The following is a 16489-nucleotide window of genomic DNA, read 5'->3' as shown; positions in this document are numbered from 1 at the left end:
CCGGAGGTGTTCGGCGCGGGTGTGCGCAGCGGCCGGCACCCGGTCACCGGCACGGTGCGGACCCGCCCGGTCGCGCTGCGGATCGGCCTCGGGGGTGAGGACCTCGGCTACGCCGTCGACTTCGGGCTGCCGCGGCCCGACGAGACGTCGTTGTTCGACCGCGACCCGGAGATCGAGCTCGAGGTGGTGTGGGCCGGCCCGGTGCTGCGACCCGCGGCGGTGCTCTGCCGGCGGGCGGGGCCGGCGGTGCTGACGCGGGAGGGCCGGAGCTGGGCCGACACCGGGCGCCGGCTGGAGCGGCAGGACAGCCTGCTGACCGAGGTGTCCGACGCGGTGGCCGCACCCGAGGTCCTCGCGGTGCGCAACCGGGTGCGCAGCTGGCGGTTCTACGACTCCTTCCGCACCGACCCGGAGGCGCCCGCACGCGGCGCCCGCATGGGCACCTTCACGCCCGTCCTGGCCGACGACGGCGCCGACCTCGCCTCGGCGCTGCAGACGGTGCGCGAGCTCGGGCACGACCGCGAGCTCGACGAGGCCGTCGAGGGGGCGTTCCCGGGCAGCCGGCTGGAGGTCGTCGACAGCGCCGGGCTGTTCCGGCTGCAGCTGCGGCAGACCGGTCTGCTGCGCCCGCTGGACGCCGCCGAGCTCTCCGACGGCACGCTGCGCTTCCTGCTGTGGGCGGCGGCGCTGCTCCCCCCGCGGCCGCCGGAGCTGTTCGTGCTCAACGAGCCCGAGACCAGCCTGCACCCCGACCTGCTGGCGCCGCTGGCCGGGATGGTGGCCCGGGCGGCGGCCCGCACGCAGGTCGTCGTCGTGACGCACTCGGCGCGGCTGCGGGAGCGGCTCGCCGACGCCGCCGCGGACCTCGACCACCGCGACGTGCAGCTGGTCAAGGTCCGCGGCGAGACGACCATCGAGGGGCAGGACCCGCTCGACCGGCCGGCCTGGCACTGGCCGGAGCGCTGAGCCCTAGTCCAGCGGGCGGACGCCGGTGGCGCTGGTGCCGCGGTCGCCGCTGGTGCGGGTGAACTCGACCCGCTGCCCCTCGGCGAGCTCGCGGTAGCCGCCGGTGTCCTCGATCTCCGAGAAGTGCACGAAGACGTCGTCCCCGCCGTCGTCGGGCGAGATGAACCCGAAGCCCTTCTCGGGGTTGAACCACTGCACCGTGCCCTGGGCCGCGCCGCCGGCGGCGGGTCGCCGGCCGGCGCTGCGGTCGTCGCGCCGGTCGCCGCGGTCGCGGTCCCGGTCGCGGCCCGCCGGCCGCGGGTCGCGGCGGGACGGCGCCAGGAAGCGGACGGCGTCGGCCTGCAGCCCGCGCGGTCCCTCCACCAGCTCGAACTCGACGCGGTCGCCCTCCTCCGGCTCCTCGCCCCGGCCGCGGACCGCGGAGACGTGCACGAAGACGTCGTCCGGGACGATGAACCCGAAGCCCTTGTCGCCGTCGAAGCGCGCCACCGTGCCGGTGAGCACCGGACCGCGGCCGCCGGACCCGCGCCCGGCGTCACGGCCGCCGCGCGGCTCCCGCCGGTCGTCCCGCCGGTCGTCGCGGCGGTCGTCGCGGCGGTCGTCGCGCCGGCCGCCGCGGCTGTCACCACCCAGCGGTCGCACCTCGTCCGCCTGCGGGCCGCGCGGGCCGGGCGACGCCGCGTACTCGACCCGCTGGCCTTCCTCGAGGGTGCGGAACCCCCCGGTGTCGGCGATGGCCGAGAAGTGGACGAAGACGTCGTCCCCACCGCTCTCGGGTTCGATGAACCCGAAGCCCTTCTCCGGGTTGAACCACCGCACCGTGCCGACTGCCATCTGCTGCTCTACTTCCCGCGGGCCGGTGCCCGCGTCCTCCGACGCGCCCGCCTCCGGGCGCGATCTTCCGTACCCAGCGTCCCAGCGTCGGGCCGTCCGTGCGCGGGCGGGTCAGCCGCGCAGCCGCAGACCGCGCGGGGTGGCCGCGAAACCGGCCGCCTGCAGCGCCGCTGACAGCGGCGTCGACTCGTGGACGGAGGCGCCGTCGGCCTTCTGCACGACCATGCGGCCGAGCGCCCCGGCGGCCACCGCGCCGGACAGCGCCGTCGCCGCCTCCTTGAGCACCTGCTCGTCCTCGGTCCAGGACAGCAGCGTCTTGCCGCCCCGCTCGACGTAGAGCACCAGCTCGCCGTCGACCAGCACGACGAGCGCGCCGGCCTTGCGCCCGGCCCGGTGGCCGCTGCCCCGGCGCCCGGTGCCCTCGCCGATGTCGACGGCCTCCTCGCCGTCGGGTCCGCCCCGCTCGGGCCAGGGCAGGGCGGCGCCGTAGACGTTGGCGGGATCGGTCGCCGCCAGCACGACCGCGCCGGCCGGCACCCGGTCGGGAGCGGCGAAGCTGCGCAGCCGGTCGACCGCCCCCGCGGTGCCGAACTGCGCGGCACCGAGGGTCTCGACGAAGTAGCCGCGGCGGGCCCGGCCGTTCTCCTCGAAGGCCCGCAGCACCGGGTAGACCGCCGAGAAGCCGCCGACCACCTGCTCGGCCTGCACCGCTCCCCGGGTGAGCACGCCGTGCCGCTCGAGCAGCGCCTCGGCGCGGGCGGTGGTGCGCTTCGTCGCGTTGGGCTCGCGGTCGGGCAGCCGCGACCAGCGGCCGGCGACGGTGGGCGGCCCGGTCCGCGAGGGCATCGCGGGCCGGCCGAGCCGGGGGCGGCCGTAGCGGGAGCGGGTCAGCCGCGGCTGGGGTGCCGCCGCGCGCTTGTGCGTGCCGCCGCCGGCCAGCCGGGTGCGCAGCGGCGCCAGCGTGTCGTTGGTGAGGTGGCCCGACCACACGAGGTCCCACACGACGTCGGCCAGGGCGGTGTCGTCGGTGGCGCCGACCAGGTCGGACAGCCCCCGGAAGAACAGCGCCTGCCCGCCGGCGAGCTGACCGAGCACCGCCGCCCCGACCGACTCCGGCTCGGGGCTCTCCAGCGGCTCGGGCAGCAGCACGTCGGCGAGGTCGGCGGGCACGAGGCTGATCCAGCCGTCGCCGCCGGGCAGCCCGCCGGCGCCGGCCCACAGCACCTCACCGGCACTGGTCAGCTCGTCGAGCATCGCGGGGGAGTAGTCGCGCACCCGGGTCGGCAGCACCAGCGACTCCAGCGCGGACGCCGGCACGAGCGCCCCGGCCAGCTGCTCGACCACGGCCAGGACGCCGTCGGCGCCCCGCTGCCGGCTGCCCACCGACTGCCAGGACGGCGTGAACCGGGCCAGGGTGCCGATGGGCACCGGCTCGACCTCCTGGCGCAGCTTGGCCAGGCTGCGCCGGCGGACCGCCCGCAGCACGTCGGCGTCGCACCACTCCTGGCCGACGCCGCCGGGTCGGAACTCACCGGTGACCAGCCGGCCGGTGCCGACCAGCCGCTGCAGCGTCGCCGTCACCACCGCGACGCCGAGCCCGAGCCGAGCGGCCACCTCGGCCGGCTGGAAGGGACCATGGGTGCGGGCGTAGCGGCCGATGACGTCGCCCAGCGGGTCGGCGACCGGCTCGGTGAACACCTCGGGCACGCCGACGGGCAGCGCGGTGCCCAGGGCGTCGCGCAGCCGGCCGGCGTCCTCGATGGCGACGTAGCGCTCGTGCCCGGCGATGCGCACCTCGAGCGCGCGCCGGGAGGCGACCAGCTCCTCCAGCCAGGCGGGGGTGACCCCGCGCGCCATGGCCTCGGCGGCGGTGAGGTCGCCGACGAAGCGCAGCAGGTCGGCGGCCCCGTCGAGGTCGCGCGGGTGCCGCTCGGCGGGCAGCCGCTGCAGCTCGCGCTCGATCTCGGCCATCGCCTCGGCGTCGAGCAGCTCGCGCAGCTCGGAGCGGCCGAGCAGCTCGGCCAGCAGGCCGGTGTCCAGCGCCAGCGCCTGGGCCCGCCGCTCGGCCAGCGGTGCGTCGCCCTCGTAGAGGAACTGGCCCACGTAGCCGAACAGCAGCGACTGCGCGAACGGCGAGGCGCTCTGGGTCTGCACGTCGGCCACCCGGACCCGCCGGGCCCGCACGTCGCGCATGAGCTCGACCAGGCCCGGCACGTCGTAGACGTCCTGCAGCACCTCGCGGGCGGCCTCGAGCGTGATCGGGAAGCCCGGGAACTCGCTGGCGACGCCGAGCAGCTGCGCGGCGCGCTGGCGCTGCTGCCACAGCGGGGTGCGCCTGCGCGGGTCGCGACGGGGCAGCAGCAGCGCGCGGGCGGCGCACTCGCGGAACCGGCTGGCGAACAGCGCGGAGTTGCCGACCTCGGCGGTGACCTCGCGCTCGACGTCGTCGGGGTCGAGGACGGCGAGGTCGGCGTCCGGCGGCTCGCCGGTGGTGTCGGGCAGCCGCAGCACGATGCCGTCGTCGGAGTGCATCGAGGCGACGTCGACGCCGTAGCGCTCGCGCAGCCGGGCGGCGAGCACCAGCGCCCACGGCGCGTTGACCTGCGCGCCGAAGGGGGAGTGGACGACCAGCCGCCAGTCGCCGAGCTCGTCGCGGAACCGCTCGACCAGCAGCGTGCGGTCGTCGGGGAGGTGCCCGGTCGCCGCCTTCTGCTCGGCCAGGTATGCCTGCAGGTTGGCCGCGCCCCACTCGTCCAGGCCGGCCGCGCGCGCCCGCTCGAGGCCCGCCTCCGCCGTCGCCGACCCCACCTCGCGGAGGAACGCGCCCAGCGCGCGGCCCAGCTCCAGCGGCCGGCCGGGCGCGTCGCCGTGCCAGAACGGCATCTTGCCGGGCTGCCCGGGCGCCGGGCTGACCAGCACCCGGTCGTGGGTGATGTCCTCGATCCGCCAGGACGACGAGCCGAGCAGGAAGACGTCGCCGACCCGCGACTCGTAGACCATCTCCTCGTCGAGCTCGCCGACCCGGCGGCCGCCGGTCTCGCCGGCGCCGGCGACGAGGAAGACGCCGAACAGGCCGCGGTCGGGGATCGTCCCGCCGCTGGTGACCGCCAGCCGCTGGGCGCCGGCGCGGGCGGTGAGCGTGTCGGTGACGCGGTCCCAGGTCAGCCGAGGCCGCAGCTCGGCGAACGCGTCGGAGGGGTAGCGGCCGGCCAGCATGTCGAGGACGGCGTGCAGCGCCGACTCCGGCAGCGAGGCGAACGGCGCCGACCGCCGCACCAGCGCGCCCACCTCGTCGACCGTGCGCGGCCCCTCGGAGACGATCGCCACCACCTGCTGCGCCAGGACGTCGAGCGGGTTGCGCAGGTAGCGGATCGACTCGATGGCGCCGGCCTTCATGCGCTCGGCGACCAGGGCGCACTGGACGAGGTCACCGCGGTACTTCGGGAACAGCACCCCGCGGCTGACGGCGCCGACCTGGTGGCCGGCCCGGCCGACCCGCTGCAGGCCGGAGGCCACCGTCGGCGGGGCCTCGACCTGGACGACCAGGTCGACCGAGCCCATGTCGATGCCGAGCTCGAGGCTGGAGGTGGCGACGACGGCGGGCAGCCGGCCGGACTTGAGCGCCTCCTCGACGATCGCCCGCTGCTCGCGGGACACCGAGCCGTGGTGCGCGGCGGCCACCGGCTGGAAGGCCTCGGGCAGCCCGCCGCCGGAGCCGGCCTGCGCCATGAGCGCCGCGGCGTTGGTGCCCGGCGGCACCGGCTCGCCGGTGGACCGCTCGTAGGACAGCTCGTTGAGCCGGCTGGTCAGCCGCTCGGCCAGCCGGCGGGAGTTGGCGAACACGATCGTGCTGCGGTGCGCCTCGACCAGGTCGAGGACGCGCTCCTCGACCGCCGGCCAGATCGACGTCCGCGGCTCGGCGCCGGCGGCGGAGCCGGAGAACTCGCCGCTGGGCTGGCCCAGCTCGCTCATGTCCTCGACCGGGACGACGACCGAGAGGTCCCACTGCTTCCTCGCCTCGGGGGCGACCACCTGCACCGGGCGGCCGCCGGCGAGGAAGGTGGCGACCTCCTCGATCGGCCGCACCGTCGCCGACAGGCCGATCCGCTGCGCCGGGCGCTCGAGCAGCTCGTCGAGCCGGTCGAGGGTGACGGCCAGGTGCGCCCCGCGCTTGGTGTCGGCGACCGCGTGCACCTCGTCGACGATCACCGTCTCCACGCCGCGCAGCGCCTCGCGGGCCGAGCTGGTGAGCAGCAGGAACAGCGACTCCGGCGTGGTGATGAGGATGTCGGTGGGCCGGCGGGTGAAGGCGCGGCGCTCGTCGGCCGGGGTGTCGCCGGACCGGATCGCGACCGTCACCTCGGGCCGGGGGAGCCCCAGCCGCAGCGAGGCCTGGCCGATCCCGGTCAGCGGCGCCCGCAGGTTGCGCTCGACGTCGACCGCGAGCGCCTTGAGCGGGGACACGTAGAGGACCCGGCAGCGCGCCTGCTCGTCGGCCGGGGGCGGCGTGCTGGCCAGCCGGTCGAGCGACCACAGGAACGCGGCCAGCGTCTTGCCGGAGCCGGTCGGGGCGACGACGAGCGCGTGCTCGCCGCTGCTGATCGCCGACCAGGCACCCTCCTGCGCCGGCGTCGGCGCCACGAACGCACCGGTGAACCAGGCCCGGGTGGCCTCGGAGAACCGGTCGAGAGCGGACACGCCGACCAGTCTCCACGGGGGGACGACAGTTCGCCGGGGACCGACGGCGCCCGCACCGCCTACCCGCGGGCGCACCGGTGACGTCGGGCACACTGCCCGGCATGCGGCACGACCTGTACGAGACCGAGCACGACGAGTTCCGCGACATGGTCCGGGCCTGGGCCGAGAAGAACGTCGCGCCCTTCCACGCCGAGTGGGAGAAGGCGGGCATCGTGCCCCGCGAGGTGTGGCTCTCCGGCGGGCAGCAGGGGCTGCTCGGCATGGACGTCGACGAGCGGTACGGCGGCGGGGGCGTGCGCGACTTCCGCTACAACGCCGTCCTCGACGAGGAGATGACGCGGATCGGCGCCAGCGGCGTCGGCTTCGGCCTGCACAACGACGTCGTCGCCCCGTACCTGCGCGACCTGGCCACCGACGAGCAGAAGCAGCGCTGGCTGCCGCGGTTCTGCAGCGGCGAGCTGATCACCGCGATCGCGATGACCGAGCCGGGCACCGGCAGCGACCTGCAGGGCATCACGACGAACGCCCGCCGGGACGGCGACGGGTGGGTGCTCAACGGGGCGAAGACGTTCATCACCAACGGCATCAACGCCGACCTGGTCATCGTGGTCGCGCGCACCGACACCGGCGCGCCGGCGGCCAAGGGCACCAGCCTGCTCGTCGTCGAGCGGGACATGCCCGGCTTCAGCCGCGGCCGGAACCTGGAGAAGGTCGGCCTCAAGGCGCAGGACACGGCCGAGCTGTTCTTCGACGACGTCCGCGTGCCGGCCGAGAACCTGCTCGGCACCGAGAACCGCGGCTTCTACCACCTCATGGAGAACCTGCCGCAGGAACGGCTGTCGATCGCGGTCGGCGCGGTGGCCTCCGCGGAGACGGTGCTGGCGCAGACCCGTGAGTACGTCACCGGCCGCACGGCGTTCGGCAAGCCGGTCGGCTCGTTCCAGAACACCCGCTTCGTGCTGGCCGAGCTGCACACCGAGACCACGATCGCCCGCACGTTCGTCGACGAGTGCGTCCGCCAGCTCAACACCGGCGACCTCACCGCCGTCGACGCCGCCATGGCCAAGTGGTGGACGACGGAGCTGCAGAACAAGGTCGCCGACCGGTGCCTGCAGCTGCACGGCGGCTACGGCTACATGGACGAGTACCCGGTGTCCAAGGCCTGGCGGGACGCGCGGGTGCAGTCGATCTACGGCGGCACCAACGAGATCATGAAGGAGATCGTCGGGCGCTCGCTCGGCCTGTAGCGGACAGGGCCCGATCCGGTCGGTGGCCTCTGCCAGACTCCGGCCGTGACGACGCTGCCCGCCCGCGACACCCTCGCCGTCCAGCGGCGCACCGTCGGGGTGCTCTCGGGCGCGGTGGCGCTGGCCGGTCTGGGCGTCACCGTCGGGATCACCGTCGGCGGACTGCTCGCCCGGGACGTCGCCGGCACCGACAGCGCGGCCGGTCTGGGGCAGACCGCGGGCGTGCTCGGCGCCGCGGTGATCGCGGTGCCGCTGGCGCGCCTGTCCGACCGGTCCGGCCGGCGGACGGGGCTGGCGGCCGGGTACGGCGTCGCCGTCCTCGGCGCGGTGCTGACCGTGGTCGCCGCCGCGCTGTCGTCGCTGGCGCTGCTGCTGGTCGGCCTGTTCGCGTTCGGCGCGGCCACCGCCTGCGGGCTGCAGGCGCGCTACGCGGCCGCCGACCTGGCGGCGCCGGAGCGGCGCGGCCGCGACCTGTCCCTGGTCGTGTGGGCCACCACGGTCGGGTCGGTGCTCGGCCCCAACCTCGCCGGCCCGGGCGACGACCTCGGGCGGGCCCTCGGCCTGCCGGCCCTCGGCGGTGCCTTCGTCGTCTCGGTCGCCGTCTTCGGCGTCGTGGCCGCCGGCCTGGTGCTGTTCCTGCGGCCCGATCCGCTGCTGCTGGCGCGGCGCCTCGGCGGCTCCGGTGGGCCGGTCGGTCGCCCCCGCGGTGCGACGGCGGTGGCGCTGCGGGCGGTGTGGGCCGAGCCGGGGGGCCGGCTGGGGCTGACCGCCGTCGTCGTCGCCCACTCGGTGATGGTCGGCGTGATGGTCATGACCCCGGTGCACATGGGGCACGCCGGCGGCGACGAGGGCGCCACCCTGCGCGTCATCGGCCTGGTGATCAGCGTCCACGTGGCCGGCATGTACCTGTTCTCACCGCTCGTCGGGCTGCTCGCCGACCGGGCGGGTCGCACGGCGACGGTCGCCGTCGGTGCGGTGCTGCTGCTCGCAGCGACCGCGCTGGCCGGCACGGCGGCACCCGGTGCCGCCGTCCAGCTGGGCGCCGGGCTGTTCCTGCTCGGCCTGGGCTGGTCCTGCGGGCTGATCGCCGGCTCGACGCTGGTCACCGAGGCGGTCGAGGTCGAGCTGCGGCCGCGGGCGCAGGGCGGCACCGACCTGCTCATGGGCCTGGGCGCCGCGGTCGCCGGGGCGGTCGGCGGGCCGCTGCTCGCCGTCGGCGGGTTCGGGCTGGTCGCCACCGTCTCGGCGGTGCTGGTGCTGCCGCTGGCGGTCGTCTGGGCCGGGCGGCTGCTGACCGCTCAGCGGTCCCGGTAGCCGCGGATCAGCAGCACGATCGTCACCACCAGGCAGAGCGCGATCCCGACCTGCAGGACGGCGTCCCAGAAACCCGAGCCCGTGCTGAGCCCCATGGCAGGAGGGTAGTCCCGGCTGGTATCGTGAAGACACTTCACGGTGAAGGGACTTCCGCATGCATGGTGACGCGACGGCGGTGCTCGACCGCATCCTCGAGCTCGTCGCCGTGCTCGAGGTGGACACCCGCCAGGGGCTGGCCCGCGACGGGCTGACGCCGGCCCGCGCGCACCTGCTCTGGGAGCTCCAGCACCGCGGCCCGCTGCCGCAGCGCGGGCTGGCCGAGGCGCTGCGGGTCAGCCCCCGCAACGTCACCGGCCTCGTCGACGGGCTGGTCGAGAGCGGCTTCGTCACCCGCGAGCCGCACCCGACCGACCGGCGCGCGACGCTGGTCTCGTTCACGCCCGACGGCGCGGAGGTGGCCGCCCGGCTCGAGCGCGAGCACGCCGAGTTCGCCCGCATCCTCTTCGCCGACCTCCCCGCCGACCGCTTCCGCGCCTTCGCCGACGTCCTCGACCACGTGCTGGCCCGGCTGCGCGAGCACGGGGTCTCCCTCGACGCGCAGGCCGAGCGGTGAGCGGCCGGCTCGCGGCCGCCGGCCGCCTGGCGTGGACGGCGCTGGTCTACGAGCTCGGGATGTGGCGCAGCCTGTTCCGCTGGGTCACCCGCCGGCCGGCCGTCAGCAGCGGGACGGCGTTCCCCTACGCGGGCGTCGTCACGCCCGTCATCTGGGCGTTCATCGTCGTCTCGGCGATCGAGATCCCGGTCTTCCACCTGCTGGTGCCCTGGGAGACGGTGCGCTTCGTCGTGGACCTCGCCGGGGTCTACGGGCTGCTCTGGATGGTCGGGATGCTCGCCGGCCTCAAGGTGCACCCGCACGTCGTGGAGGACGGCGGGCTGCGGGTGCGCAACGGCACGGCGGTCGACGTGCTGCTGCCCTGGACGGACATCGCGTCGGTGCGGCTGCGCACGCGCTCGCTCGAGGGGATGCGCAACATCCAGGTGGCGGGGGAGGGCCCCGGCCGCGCGCTGTCGGTCGGCGTGGGCAGCCAGACCGCCGTGGACGTCGAGCTGCGCGAGCCGCGCGTGCTGCCGGTGCGCCGGACCGGGGGCGAGCCGGTCGCCGTCGTGCGCCTCTACGCCGACGACGCCCAGGCGCTGGCCGCCCGGCTGCGGGCCGAGCTGTCGGCGCGGGCGCCGTCCTGACGTCCCGGCGGGCGGCCGTCCCGACGGGTTAGCGTCGGGGTGTGCGCCTGCAGGAGTTCTGGTCCCGCCTCCGCGACCACTTCGGCACCATGCGGGCCGAGAGCGTGGCGCGCGACCACGTCTTCGCCTCCCTCGGTGGACGCAGCGCCGTCGACGCGATCGACGCGGGGGTGCCCGTGCGGCGGGTCTGGCTGGCCATCTGCGAGGAGTTCGAGGTCCCCGCGAAGCTGCGGTGACCGATGTGCGCGTGACCGCTGTGACGGGTGGCGTGTCGACATGGTGATCGAACGCCTGTTCGGTCTAGAGTGCGTCCACAGGTGACCTCGCTCTCCACAGGTCCACCCGATCACCCGAAAGTGTCGGACCCCCGCCCTAGCGTCGATCCCGACCGCTCCACGTGACTTCCCGAAGGTGAGCACCATGGCAACGCTCGACCGCGACAAGGCCCTCGACATGGCCCTCGCCCAGATCGACAAGCAGTTCGGCAAGGGCTCCGTCATGCGCCTGGGCGACAGCACCGCCCAGGCCATCAAGGTCATCCCGACCGGCTCGATCGCCCTCGACATCGCGCTGGGCATCGGGGGCCTGCCTCGCGGCCGCGTGATCGAGGTGTACGGCCCCGAGGCCTCCGGCAAGACCACGGTCGCCCTGCACGCGGTGGCCAACGCCCAGGCCGCCGGCGGCATCGCGGCCTTCATCGACGCCGAGCACGCGCTCGACCCCGAGTACGCCCGGGCCATCGGCGTCGACACCGACGCCCTGCTGGTCAGCCAGCCCGACACCGGTGAGCAGGCGCTGGAGATCGCCGACATGCTCATCCGCTCCGGCGCGCTCGACATCATCGTCATCGACTCGGTCGCCGCGCTCGTGCCGCGGGCCGAGATCGAGGGCGAGATGGGTGACAGCCACGTCGGTCTGCAGGCCCGGCTGATGAGCCAGGCGCTGCGCAAGATCACCGGTGCGCTGAACAACTCCGGCACCACCGCGATCTTCATCAACCAGCTGCGCGAGAAGGTCGGCGTCGTCTACGGCTCGCCCGAGGTCACCACCGGTGGTCGCGCGCTGAAGTTCTACGCCTCCGTCCGGCTCGACGTGCGCCGCATCGAGACCCTCAAGCAGGGCACCGAGGCGGTCGGCAGCCGGGTCCGCGTCAAGGTCGTCAAGAACAAGGTGGCCGCCCCGTTCAAGCAGGCCGAGCTCGACCTGCTGTGGGGCACCGGGTTCAGCCGCGAGGGCGGCCTGATCGACGCGGGTGTCGAGAACGGCTTCATCCGCAAGTCCGGCGCCTGGTACACGTACGAGGGCGACCAGCTGGGCCAGGGCAAGGAGAACGTCCGCGCCTTCCTCCGCGACAACCCCGACCTCGCCGACGAGATCGAGAAGAAGGTCAAGGAGAAGCTCGGCATCGGCGCCACCCTCGACGCCCCCGTCGAGGCGCCGGCCCCGGTCGACTTCTGAGCTCGCCGATGACCTCCCGGACGACCCGCCGGCCGCGTGCCGGCGGGTCGCGCCGCCGGGGTCCCTCCGAGGGGGACGCCGGAGCGCCGCCATCCAGGCCTGCTCCCGGGGCCTGGCCCGAGCGTGCGAGGGACGGGGAGGAGCAGGTCCTCTCCTCGGTCGACGCGCCCGGCGCCCCCGGGGACGAGCCCGGCGACCCGGAGGCCGTCGCCCGGGCGATCTGCCTCCGGGCGCTGACCGGCGCGGCCAAGACCCGCCAGCAGCTGGCCGACCTGCTGGCCAAGCGCGGTGTGCCCGACGAGGCGGCCGCGGCCGTGCTCGACCGGTTCACCGAGGTGGGCCTCATCGACGACGCCGCGTTCGCCCGGGCCTGGGTGAGCAGCCGGCAGGCCGGTCGCGGGCTCGCCCGGCGGGCCCTGGGCGCCGAGCTGCGCGCCAAGGGTGTCGCGCCCGAGGTGGCCGCCGAGGCGCTGGAGGAAATCGACCCGCAGGACGAGTGGGACGCCGCGCGCCGCCTGGTGGCCCGGCGGCTGCCGTCCATGCAGCGGCTCGACCGGCAGACCGCCGAGCGCCGGCTGATCGGCATGCTCGCGCGCAAGGGCTACGGCGGCGGGCTGGCCGCCTACGTCGTCCGCGAGGCGCTCGACGAGCGGGGCGCCGAGGACGACGCCGACGCGTCCCACCCCGACCTCGGCCTGGACGCCTTCCTCCCCTGACGCCGGGCGACCTGCTGGAACGGCCCCCTGCAGGGTTCCGCCGCGAGCGTGCGAGCGGTGAGGGCAGGGGGTCTCTCGGCTACGTCGGGTCGGGGTCCTTCGGGCCCTGCCGGCGGCCCTCCGACGCCCCGATCTCGCTCACACCGGCGTACGGCTCGTGCCGCTTGCCCATGTGCGCCTCCGCGTCGAGCCGCTCGATGAGGTGCGGGTAGTGCGCCTCGAACGCCGGGCGGTTGGACCGGATGCGCGGGATCTCGAGGAAGTTGTGCCGCGGCGGCGGCGAGGACGTCGCCCACTCCAGCGAGTTGCCGTGGCCCCAGGGGTCGTCGCGCAGCGCCAGCGGCCCGTACCGCCACGACTTCACCACGTTGAAGAGGAACGGGACGATCGAGGCGCCGAGCACGAAGCTGAAGATCGACGAGATGGTGTTCAGCACCGTGAACTCGTCGGTGGGCAGGTAGTCCACGTAACGGCGCGGCATGCCCTCGCTGCCGAGCCAGTGCTGCACGAGGAACGTGCCGTGGAAGCCGATGAAGGTCATCCAGAACTGGAGCTTGCCCAGCCGCTCGTCGAGCATCCGGCCGCACAGTTTCGGGAACCAGAACGCGATGCCGGCGTTGGCGGCGAACACCACGGTGCCGAAGACCACGTAGTGGAAGTGCGCGACGACGAAGTAGCTGTCGTTGAGGTGCCAGTCCAGCGGCGGCGAGGCCAGCAGCACGCCGGTGAGGCCGCCCAGGAGGAAGGTCACCAGGAAGCCGACCGACCACAGCATCGGGGTCTCGAAGCTGAGCTGGCCCTTCCACATGGTGCCGATCCAGTTGACGAACTTGATGCCGGTCGGGACGGCGATCAGGTAGGTCAGGAAGCTGAAGAACGGCAGCAGCACCGCGCCGGTGGCGAACATGTGGTGCGCCCAGACCGCGAACGACAGGAAGCCGATCGAGATCGTCGCGAAGACCATGCCCTTGTAGCCGAACAGCGGCTTGCGGCTGAAGACCGGGATGACCTCGGTGATGATGCCGAAGAACGGCAGCGCGATGATGTAGACCTCGGGGTGGCCGAAGTACCAGAACAGGTGCTGCCACAGCATCGGGCCGCCGTTCTCGTCGGAGTAGACGAGCGCGCCGAGGTTGCGGTCGGCCAGCAGGCCGAACAGCGCCGCGGTCAGGATCGGGAACGCGATCAGCACGAGCAGGCTCGTGATCAGGGTGTTCCAGGTGAAGATCGGCATCCGGAACATGGTCATGCCGGGCGCGCGCAGGCAGACGATCGTGGTGGCGAAGTTGACCGCGCCGAGGATCGTGCCCAGGCCGGAGACGGCCAGCCCGGCGATCCACAGGTTGGCGCCTGCCCCCGGGCTGTGCACCACGTCCGACAGCGGCGTGTAGGCGTACCAGCCGAAGTCGGCCGCACCGCCCGGGGTGAGGAAGCCGGCCACCGCGATCGAGCTGCCGAAGAGGAAGAGCCAGTACGAGAACGCGTTCAGCCGGGGGAACGCCACGTCGGGCGCACCGATCTGCAGCGGCATGATCAGGTTGCCGAACGCGAAGAACAGCGGGGTGGCGAAGAACAGCAGCATGATCGTGCCGTGCATGGTGAACAGCTGGTTGTACTGCTCCGGAGACAGGAACTGCAGACCCGGCCGGGCGAGCTCGCCGCGGATCAGCATCGCCATGAAGCCGCCGACGATGAACCACACGAACGACGTGACGAGGTACATCAGGCCGATCGTCTTGTGGTCGGTCGTCCGCAGCAGGTTGGTGAACCGTGAGCCCTTGACGGGGTGAGCGGCCGGGCTCGGCCTGCTGACGATCGGCTTCGGGGCGATCGCGGTCATGCCGCCACCTCCACGCGGCCGCCCGAGACGGCCACCCAGGACCAGCCGCGCGAGGGCTGCACGCGGCACAGCCATCGTGGCGCACTCGCGCGCCGAGCGAAACTCGTGCGGCCGCGGGGGTTCAGGCGCCGGCGACCCAGGCGAGCAGGTCGACCGCGACGCCGTCCGGCGCGTCGGCGTCCGCCACCAGCCAGGCGGGGTCCCGCGGCGCGCCCGCGGCCAGCCACCGCCCGATCTGCACCTCGAATCCCCGGCCGGGCCGGCCGGCGGGCCCGAGGAGCGCGACGTCGACGACGGTGCCGTCCGCGCTCCGCAGCACCACGCGGCACCGGCAGCGGCGGTGCCGCGCCGGCGGCACCGCTTCCCGCACCACCGCGGTCTGCGCGCCCGCGGCGCGGGCGAATTCCGGGGCGGCCGCCCGCAGCCGCGCGACGAACCGCTGGGCGGGGTCCTGGCGGTCGTCCCCGGCGGGGGCCGGGACCGGCAGCAGGGGGCCGGCGGCGAGGGTCGTCTCCATGGTGACGACAAGTGTCACCGTCGTGACGCGGCGTGGCCGGCAGGGCGCGCCGGTTCGGCTCAGACCGCCTCGTTCGCCAGCGCCCGCCCGTCGTCGAGGGGCGTGACCGGAGCGGTGGCGGCGGTCTTCGGCGTCCGCCGGGTGCGCCGCTCCACGTAGCGGGCCAGCCAGGACAGCAGCACGTTGACCACGATGTAGATCACCGCGGCGGCCACGTACAGCTGGAAGGTGTAGGTGTCGCCGTAGCGGAAGTTGAAGAACTCCACCAGGCTGCGCGCCTGCCGCAGCAGCTCCAGGTAGCCCACGATGAAGCCCAGCGACGAGTCCTTGAGCAGCACGACCAGCTGCGCGACGAGCACCGGGAGCATCCGCCGGACCGCCTGGGGCAGCAGCACCGTCGTCATCACCTGGGTCTTGCGCATCCCCAGCGCGAAGGCCGCCTCCTGCTGCCCCCGGTCCACCGACAGGATCCCGGCCCGGAAGATCTCGGCCAGGACCGCCATGTTGTAGAGCGTCAGCCCGAGCACCAGCGCGCGGAACGCCGTCATGGGCACGCCCAGCGTGGGCAGGTACAGCAGGCAGAAGAGGATCAGGATCAGCAGCGGGACGGCGCGGAAGAACTCGATCACCACCGTGACCGGGGCGCGCACCCAGGCGTGGTCCGAGAGCCGGCCGACGGCGAGCAGCGCGCCGAACACGGTGGCGAGCACCATGCCCACCGCGGCGGCGGCCAGCGTGTTGAGCAGCGCGCGCCCGAACGCCTGCGGCACCCCGGCCGCGGGGTCGAAGAGGATCGCCCAGCGGTCGGGGGACAGCTGCTCGTTCTTGGCCAGCTGCCACAGGGCCAGCGCCAGCAGGGCGCCGACGAAGAGCCCGCCGAGGACGGTGCCCAGGCGCTGCCGGCGGCGGGCCCGGGGGCCGGGCAGGTCGAACAGGACGGTCGCGCTCATCGGACGATCGCCACCCGCTTCTCGACGGTGCGGATCGCCCAGGCCGAGGGCAGCGTGATCAGCAGGTACCCGGCCACGATCGCGAGGAAGACGGCCAGCAGCCGGTCGGCGTTGACGTTCGAGAGCCGCTGCAGGGCGGCGGTGAGGTCGGTGACGGCGAACCCGGCCGCGATCGAGGTGTTCTTCGCGAGCGCGATCCACACGTTGCCCAGCGGCGGGACGACGGTGCGGAAGGCCTGCGGCAGCACCACCGTCCGCAGCGTCTGCCCGAAGTCGAGGCCGAGCGCGCGCGCCGCCTCGGCCTGCCCGGGCGGGACGGCGTTGATACCCGAGCGCAGCGCCTCGCAGACGAACGCGGCCGTGTACAGCGACAGCGCGGCCACCGCGGCGAGGAACCGGGACGGGAACTGCAGCCCGATCTCGACGATCCCGAAGACGAGGAAGAAGAAGACGACGGTCAGCGGGGTGTTGCGGAAGACCTCGACGTAGAAGGTCGCGAACCCGCGCAGCGGCGGGATCGGGCTCACCCGCATGCCGGCCAGCGCGGTGCCGAGCACCAGGGCCACGATGCCGCTGAGGACCGCCAGCGACAGCGTGGTCAGGAACGCGCTGCGCAGCAGGTCGAAGTTGTCGGCGACGAACGACACGTCGGCCCTCCTCTCACCCGTGCAGGAGGGGGCGGGGTCCGGACGCCCGGACCCCGCCCC

At 74.5% G+C, this 16489-nt stretch carries 14 protein-coding genes; 8 read left to right on the top strand and 6 right to left on the bottom strand.

Features of this window, described 5'->3' with window-relative positions; translation table 11 throughout:
* Positions 1-6 precede the first annotated feature (6 nt).
* Positions 7-966, top strand: coding sequence for an AAA family ATPase (locus ACI8AF_RS24495; protein ID WP_456542382.1), 960 nt, complete (start codon positions 7-9; stop codon positions 964-966).
* 3 nt (positions 967-969) lie between these two features.
* On the opposite strand, the gene ACI8AF_RS24490 is transcribed toward ACI8AF_RS24495, so the two are convergent.
* Positions 970-1800 carry a cold-shock protein gene (locus ACI8AF_RS24490; RefSeq protein ID WP_456542381.1) on the bottom strand — a complete coding sequence of 277 codons (831 nt, stop codon included), beginning with the start codon at positions 1798-1800 and terminating at the stop codon, positions 970-972.
* Positions 1801-1911: 111 nt separating this feature from the next.
* Positions 1912-6498, bottom strand: coding sequence for an ATP-dependent helicase (locus ACI8AF_RS24485; RefSeq protein WP_456542380.1), 4587 nt, complete (start codon positions 6496-6498; stop codon positions 1912-1914).
* A gap of 101 nt (positions 6499-6599) precedes the next feature.
* Between ACI8AF_RS24485 and ACI8AF_RS24480 the strand changes: the two genes are divergently transcribed.
* The 7 genes from ACI8AF_RS24480 to ACI8AF_RS24450 all read left to right on the top strand — a co-directional run bounded on the left by ACI8AF_RS24480 (position 6600) and on the right by ACI8AF_RS24450 (position 12475).
* Positions 6600-7745: an acyl-CoA dehydrogenase family protein gene (locus ACI8AF_RS24480; RefSeq protein WP_456542379.1), complete on the top strand. Its 1146-nt coding sequence runs from the start codon at positions 6600-6602 to the stop codon at positions 7743-7745.
* 45 nt (positions 7746-7790) lie between these two features.
* Positions 7791-9059: an MFS transporter gene (locus tag ACI8AF_RS24475; protein WP_456542378.1), complete on the top strand. Its 1269-nt coding sequence runs from the start codon at positions 7791-7793 to the stop codon at positions 9057-9059.
* A 154-nt stretch (positions 9060-9213) separates the two neighbouring features.
* On the top strand, positions 9214-9672 hold the full coding sequence (locus tag ACI8AF_RS24470; protein WP_456542377.1) for a MarR family winged helix-turn-helix transcriptional regulator: 459 nt from the start codon (positions 9214-9216) through the stop codon (positions 9670-9672).
* Positions 9669-10301, top strand: coding sequence for a hypothetical protein (locus ACI8AF_RS24465; RefSeq protein ID WP_456542376.1), 633 nt, complete (start codon positions 9669-9671; stop codon positions 10299-10301). Before ACI8AF_RS24470 ends, ACI8AF_RS24465 begins: the two co-directional genes overlap by 4 nt.
* 41 nt (positions 10302-10342) lie before the next feature.
* Complete coding sequence (locus ACI8AF_RS24460) at positions 10343-10537, top strand: DUF3046 domain-containing protein (protein WP_456542375.1); 195 nt, start codon at positions 10343-10345, stop codon at positions 10535-10537.
* Positions 10538-10721: 184 nt separating this feature from the next.
* A complete protein-coding gene (recA, locus tag ACI8AF_RS24455; RefSeq protein ID WP_456542374.1) occupies positions 10722-11759 on the top strand; it encodes a recombinase RecA in 1038 nt (345 codons plus the stop codon).
* Positions 11760-11767: 8 nt separating this feature from the next.
* A complete protein-coding gene (locus tag ACI8AF_RS24450) occupies positions 11768-12475 on the top strand; it encodes a regulatory protein RecX (protein WP_456542373.1) in 708 nt (235 codons plus the stop codon).
* Positions 12476-12554: 79 nt separating this feature from the next.
* Here ACI8AF_RS24450 and ctaD read toward each other — a convergent pair whose 3' ends face one another.
* From ctaD to ACI8AF_RS24430, 4 genes are all read right to left on the bottom strand, one after another.
* Positions 12555-14315 carry an aa3-type cytochrome oxidase subunit I gene (ctaD, locus tag ACI8AF_RS24445; RefSeq protein ID WP_456542372.1) on the bottom strand — a complete coding sequence of 587 codons (1761 nt, stop codon included), beginning with the start codon at positions 14313-14315 and terminating at the stop codon, positions 12555-12557.
* Positions 14316-14436: 121 nt separating this feature from the next.
* The gene (locus ACI8AF_RS24440) at positions 14437-14832 is read right to left on the bottom strand and encodes a hypothetical protein (protein ID WP_456542371.1); all 396 of its coding nucleotides are present in this window, start codon (positions 14830-14832) and stop codon (positions 14437-14439) included.
* 59 nt (positions 14833-14891) lie between these two features.
* Complete coding sequence (locus ACI8AF_RS24435; protein ID WP_456542370.1) at positions 14892-15782, bottom strand: amino acid ABC transporter permease; 891 nt, start codon at positions 15780-15782, stop codon at positions 14892-14894.
* Positions 15779-16429 carry an amino acid ABC transporter permease gene (locus ACI8AF_RS24430; RefSeq protein ID WP_456542369.1) on the bottom strand — a complete coding sequence of 217 codons (651 nt, stop codon included), beginning with the start codon at positions 16427-16429 and terminating at the stop codon, positions 15779-15781. The genes ACI8AF_RS24435 and ACI8AF_RS24430 overlap by 4 nt, the downstream gene beginning before the upstream one ends.
* Positions 16430-16489 lie beyond the last annotated feature (60 nt).

This window comes from Blastococcus sp. SYSU D00669 (assembly GCF_054050715.1).
This window is presented reverse-complemented; position numbering and strand designations above follow the sequence as displayed.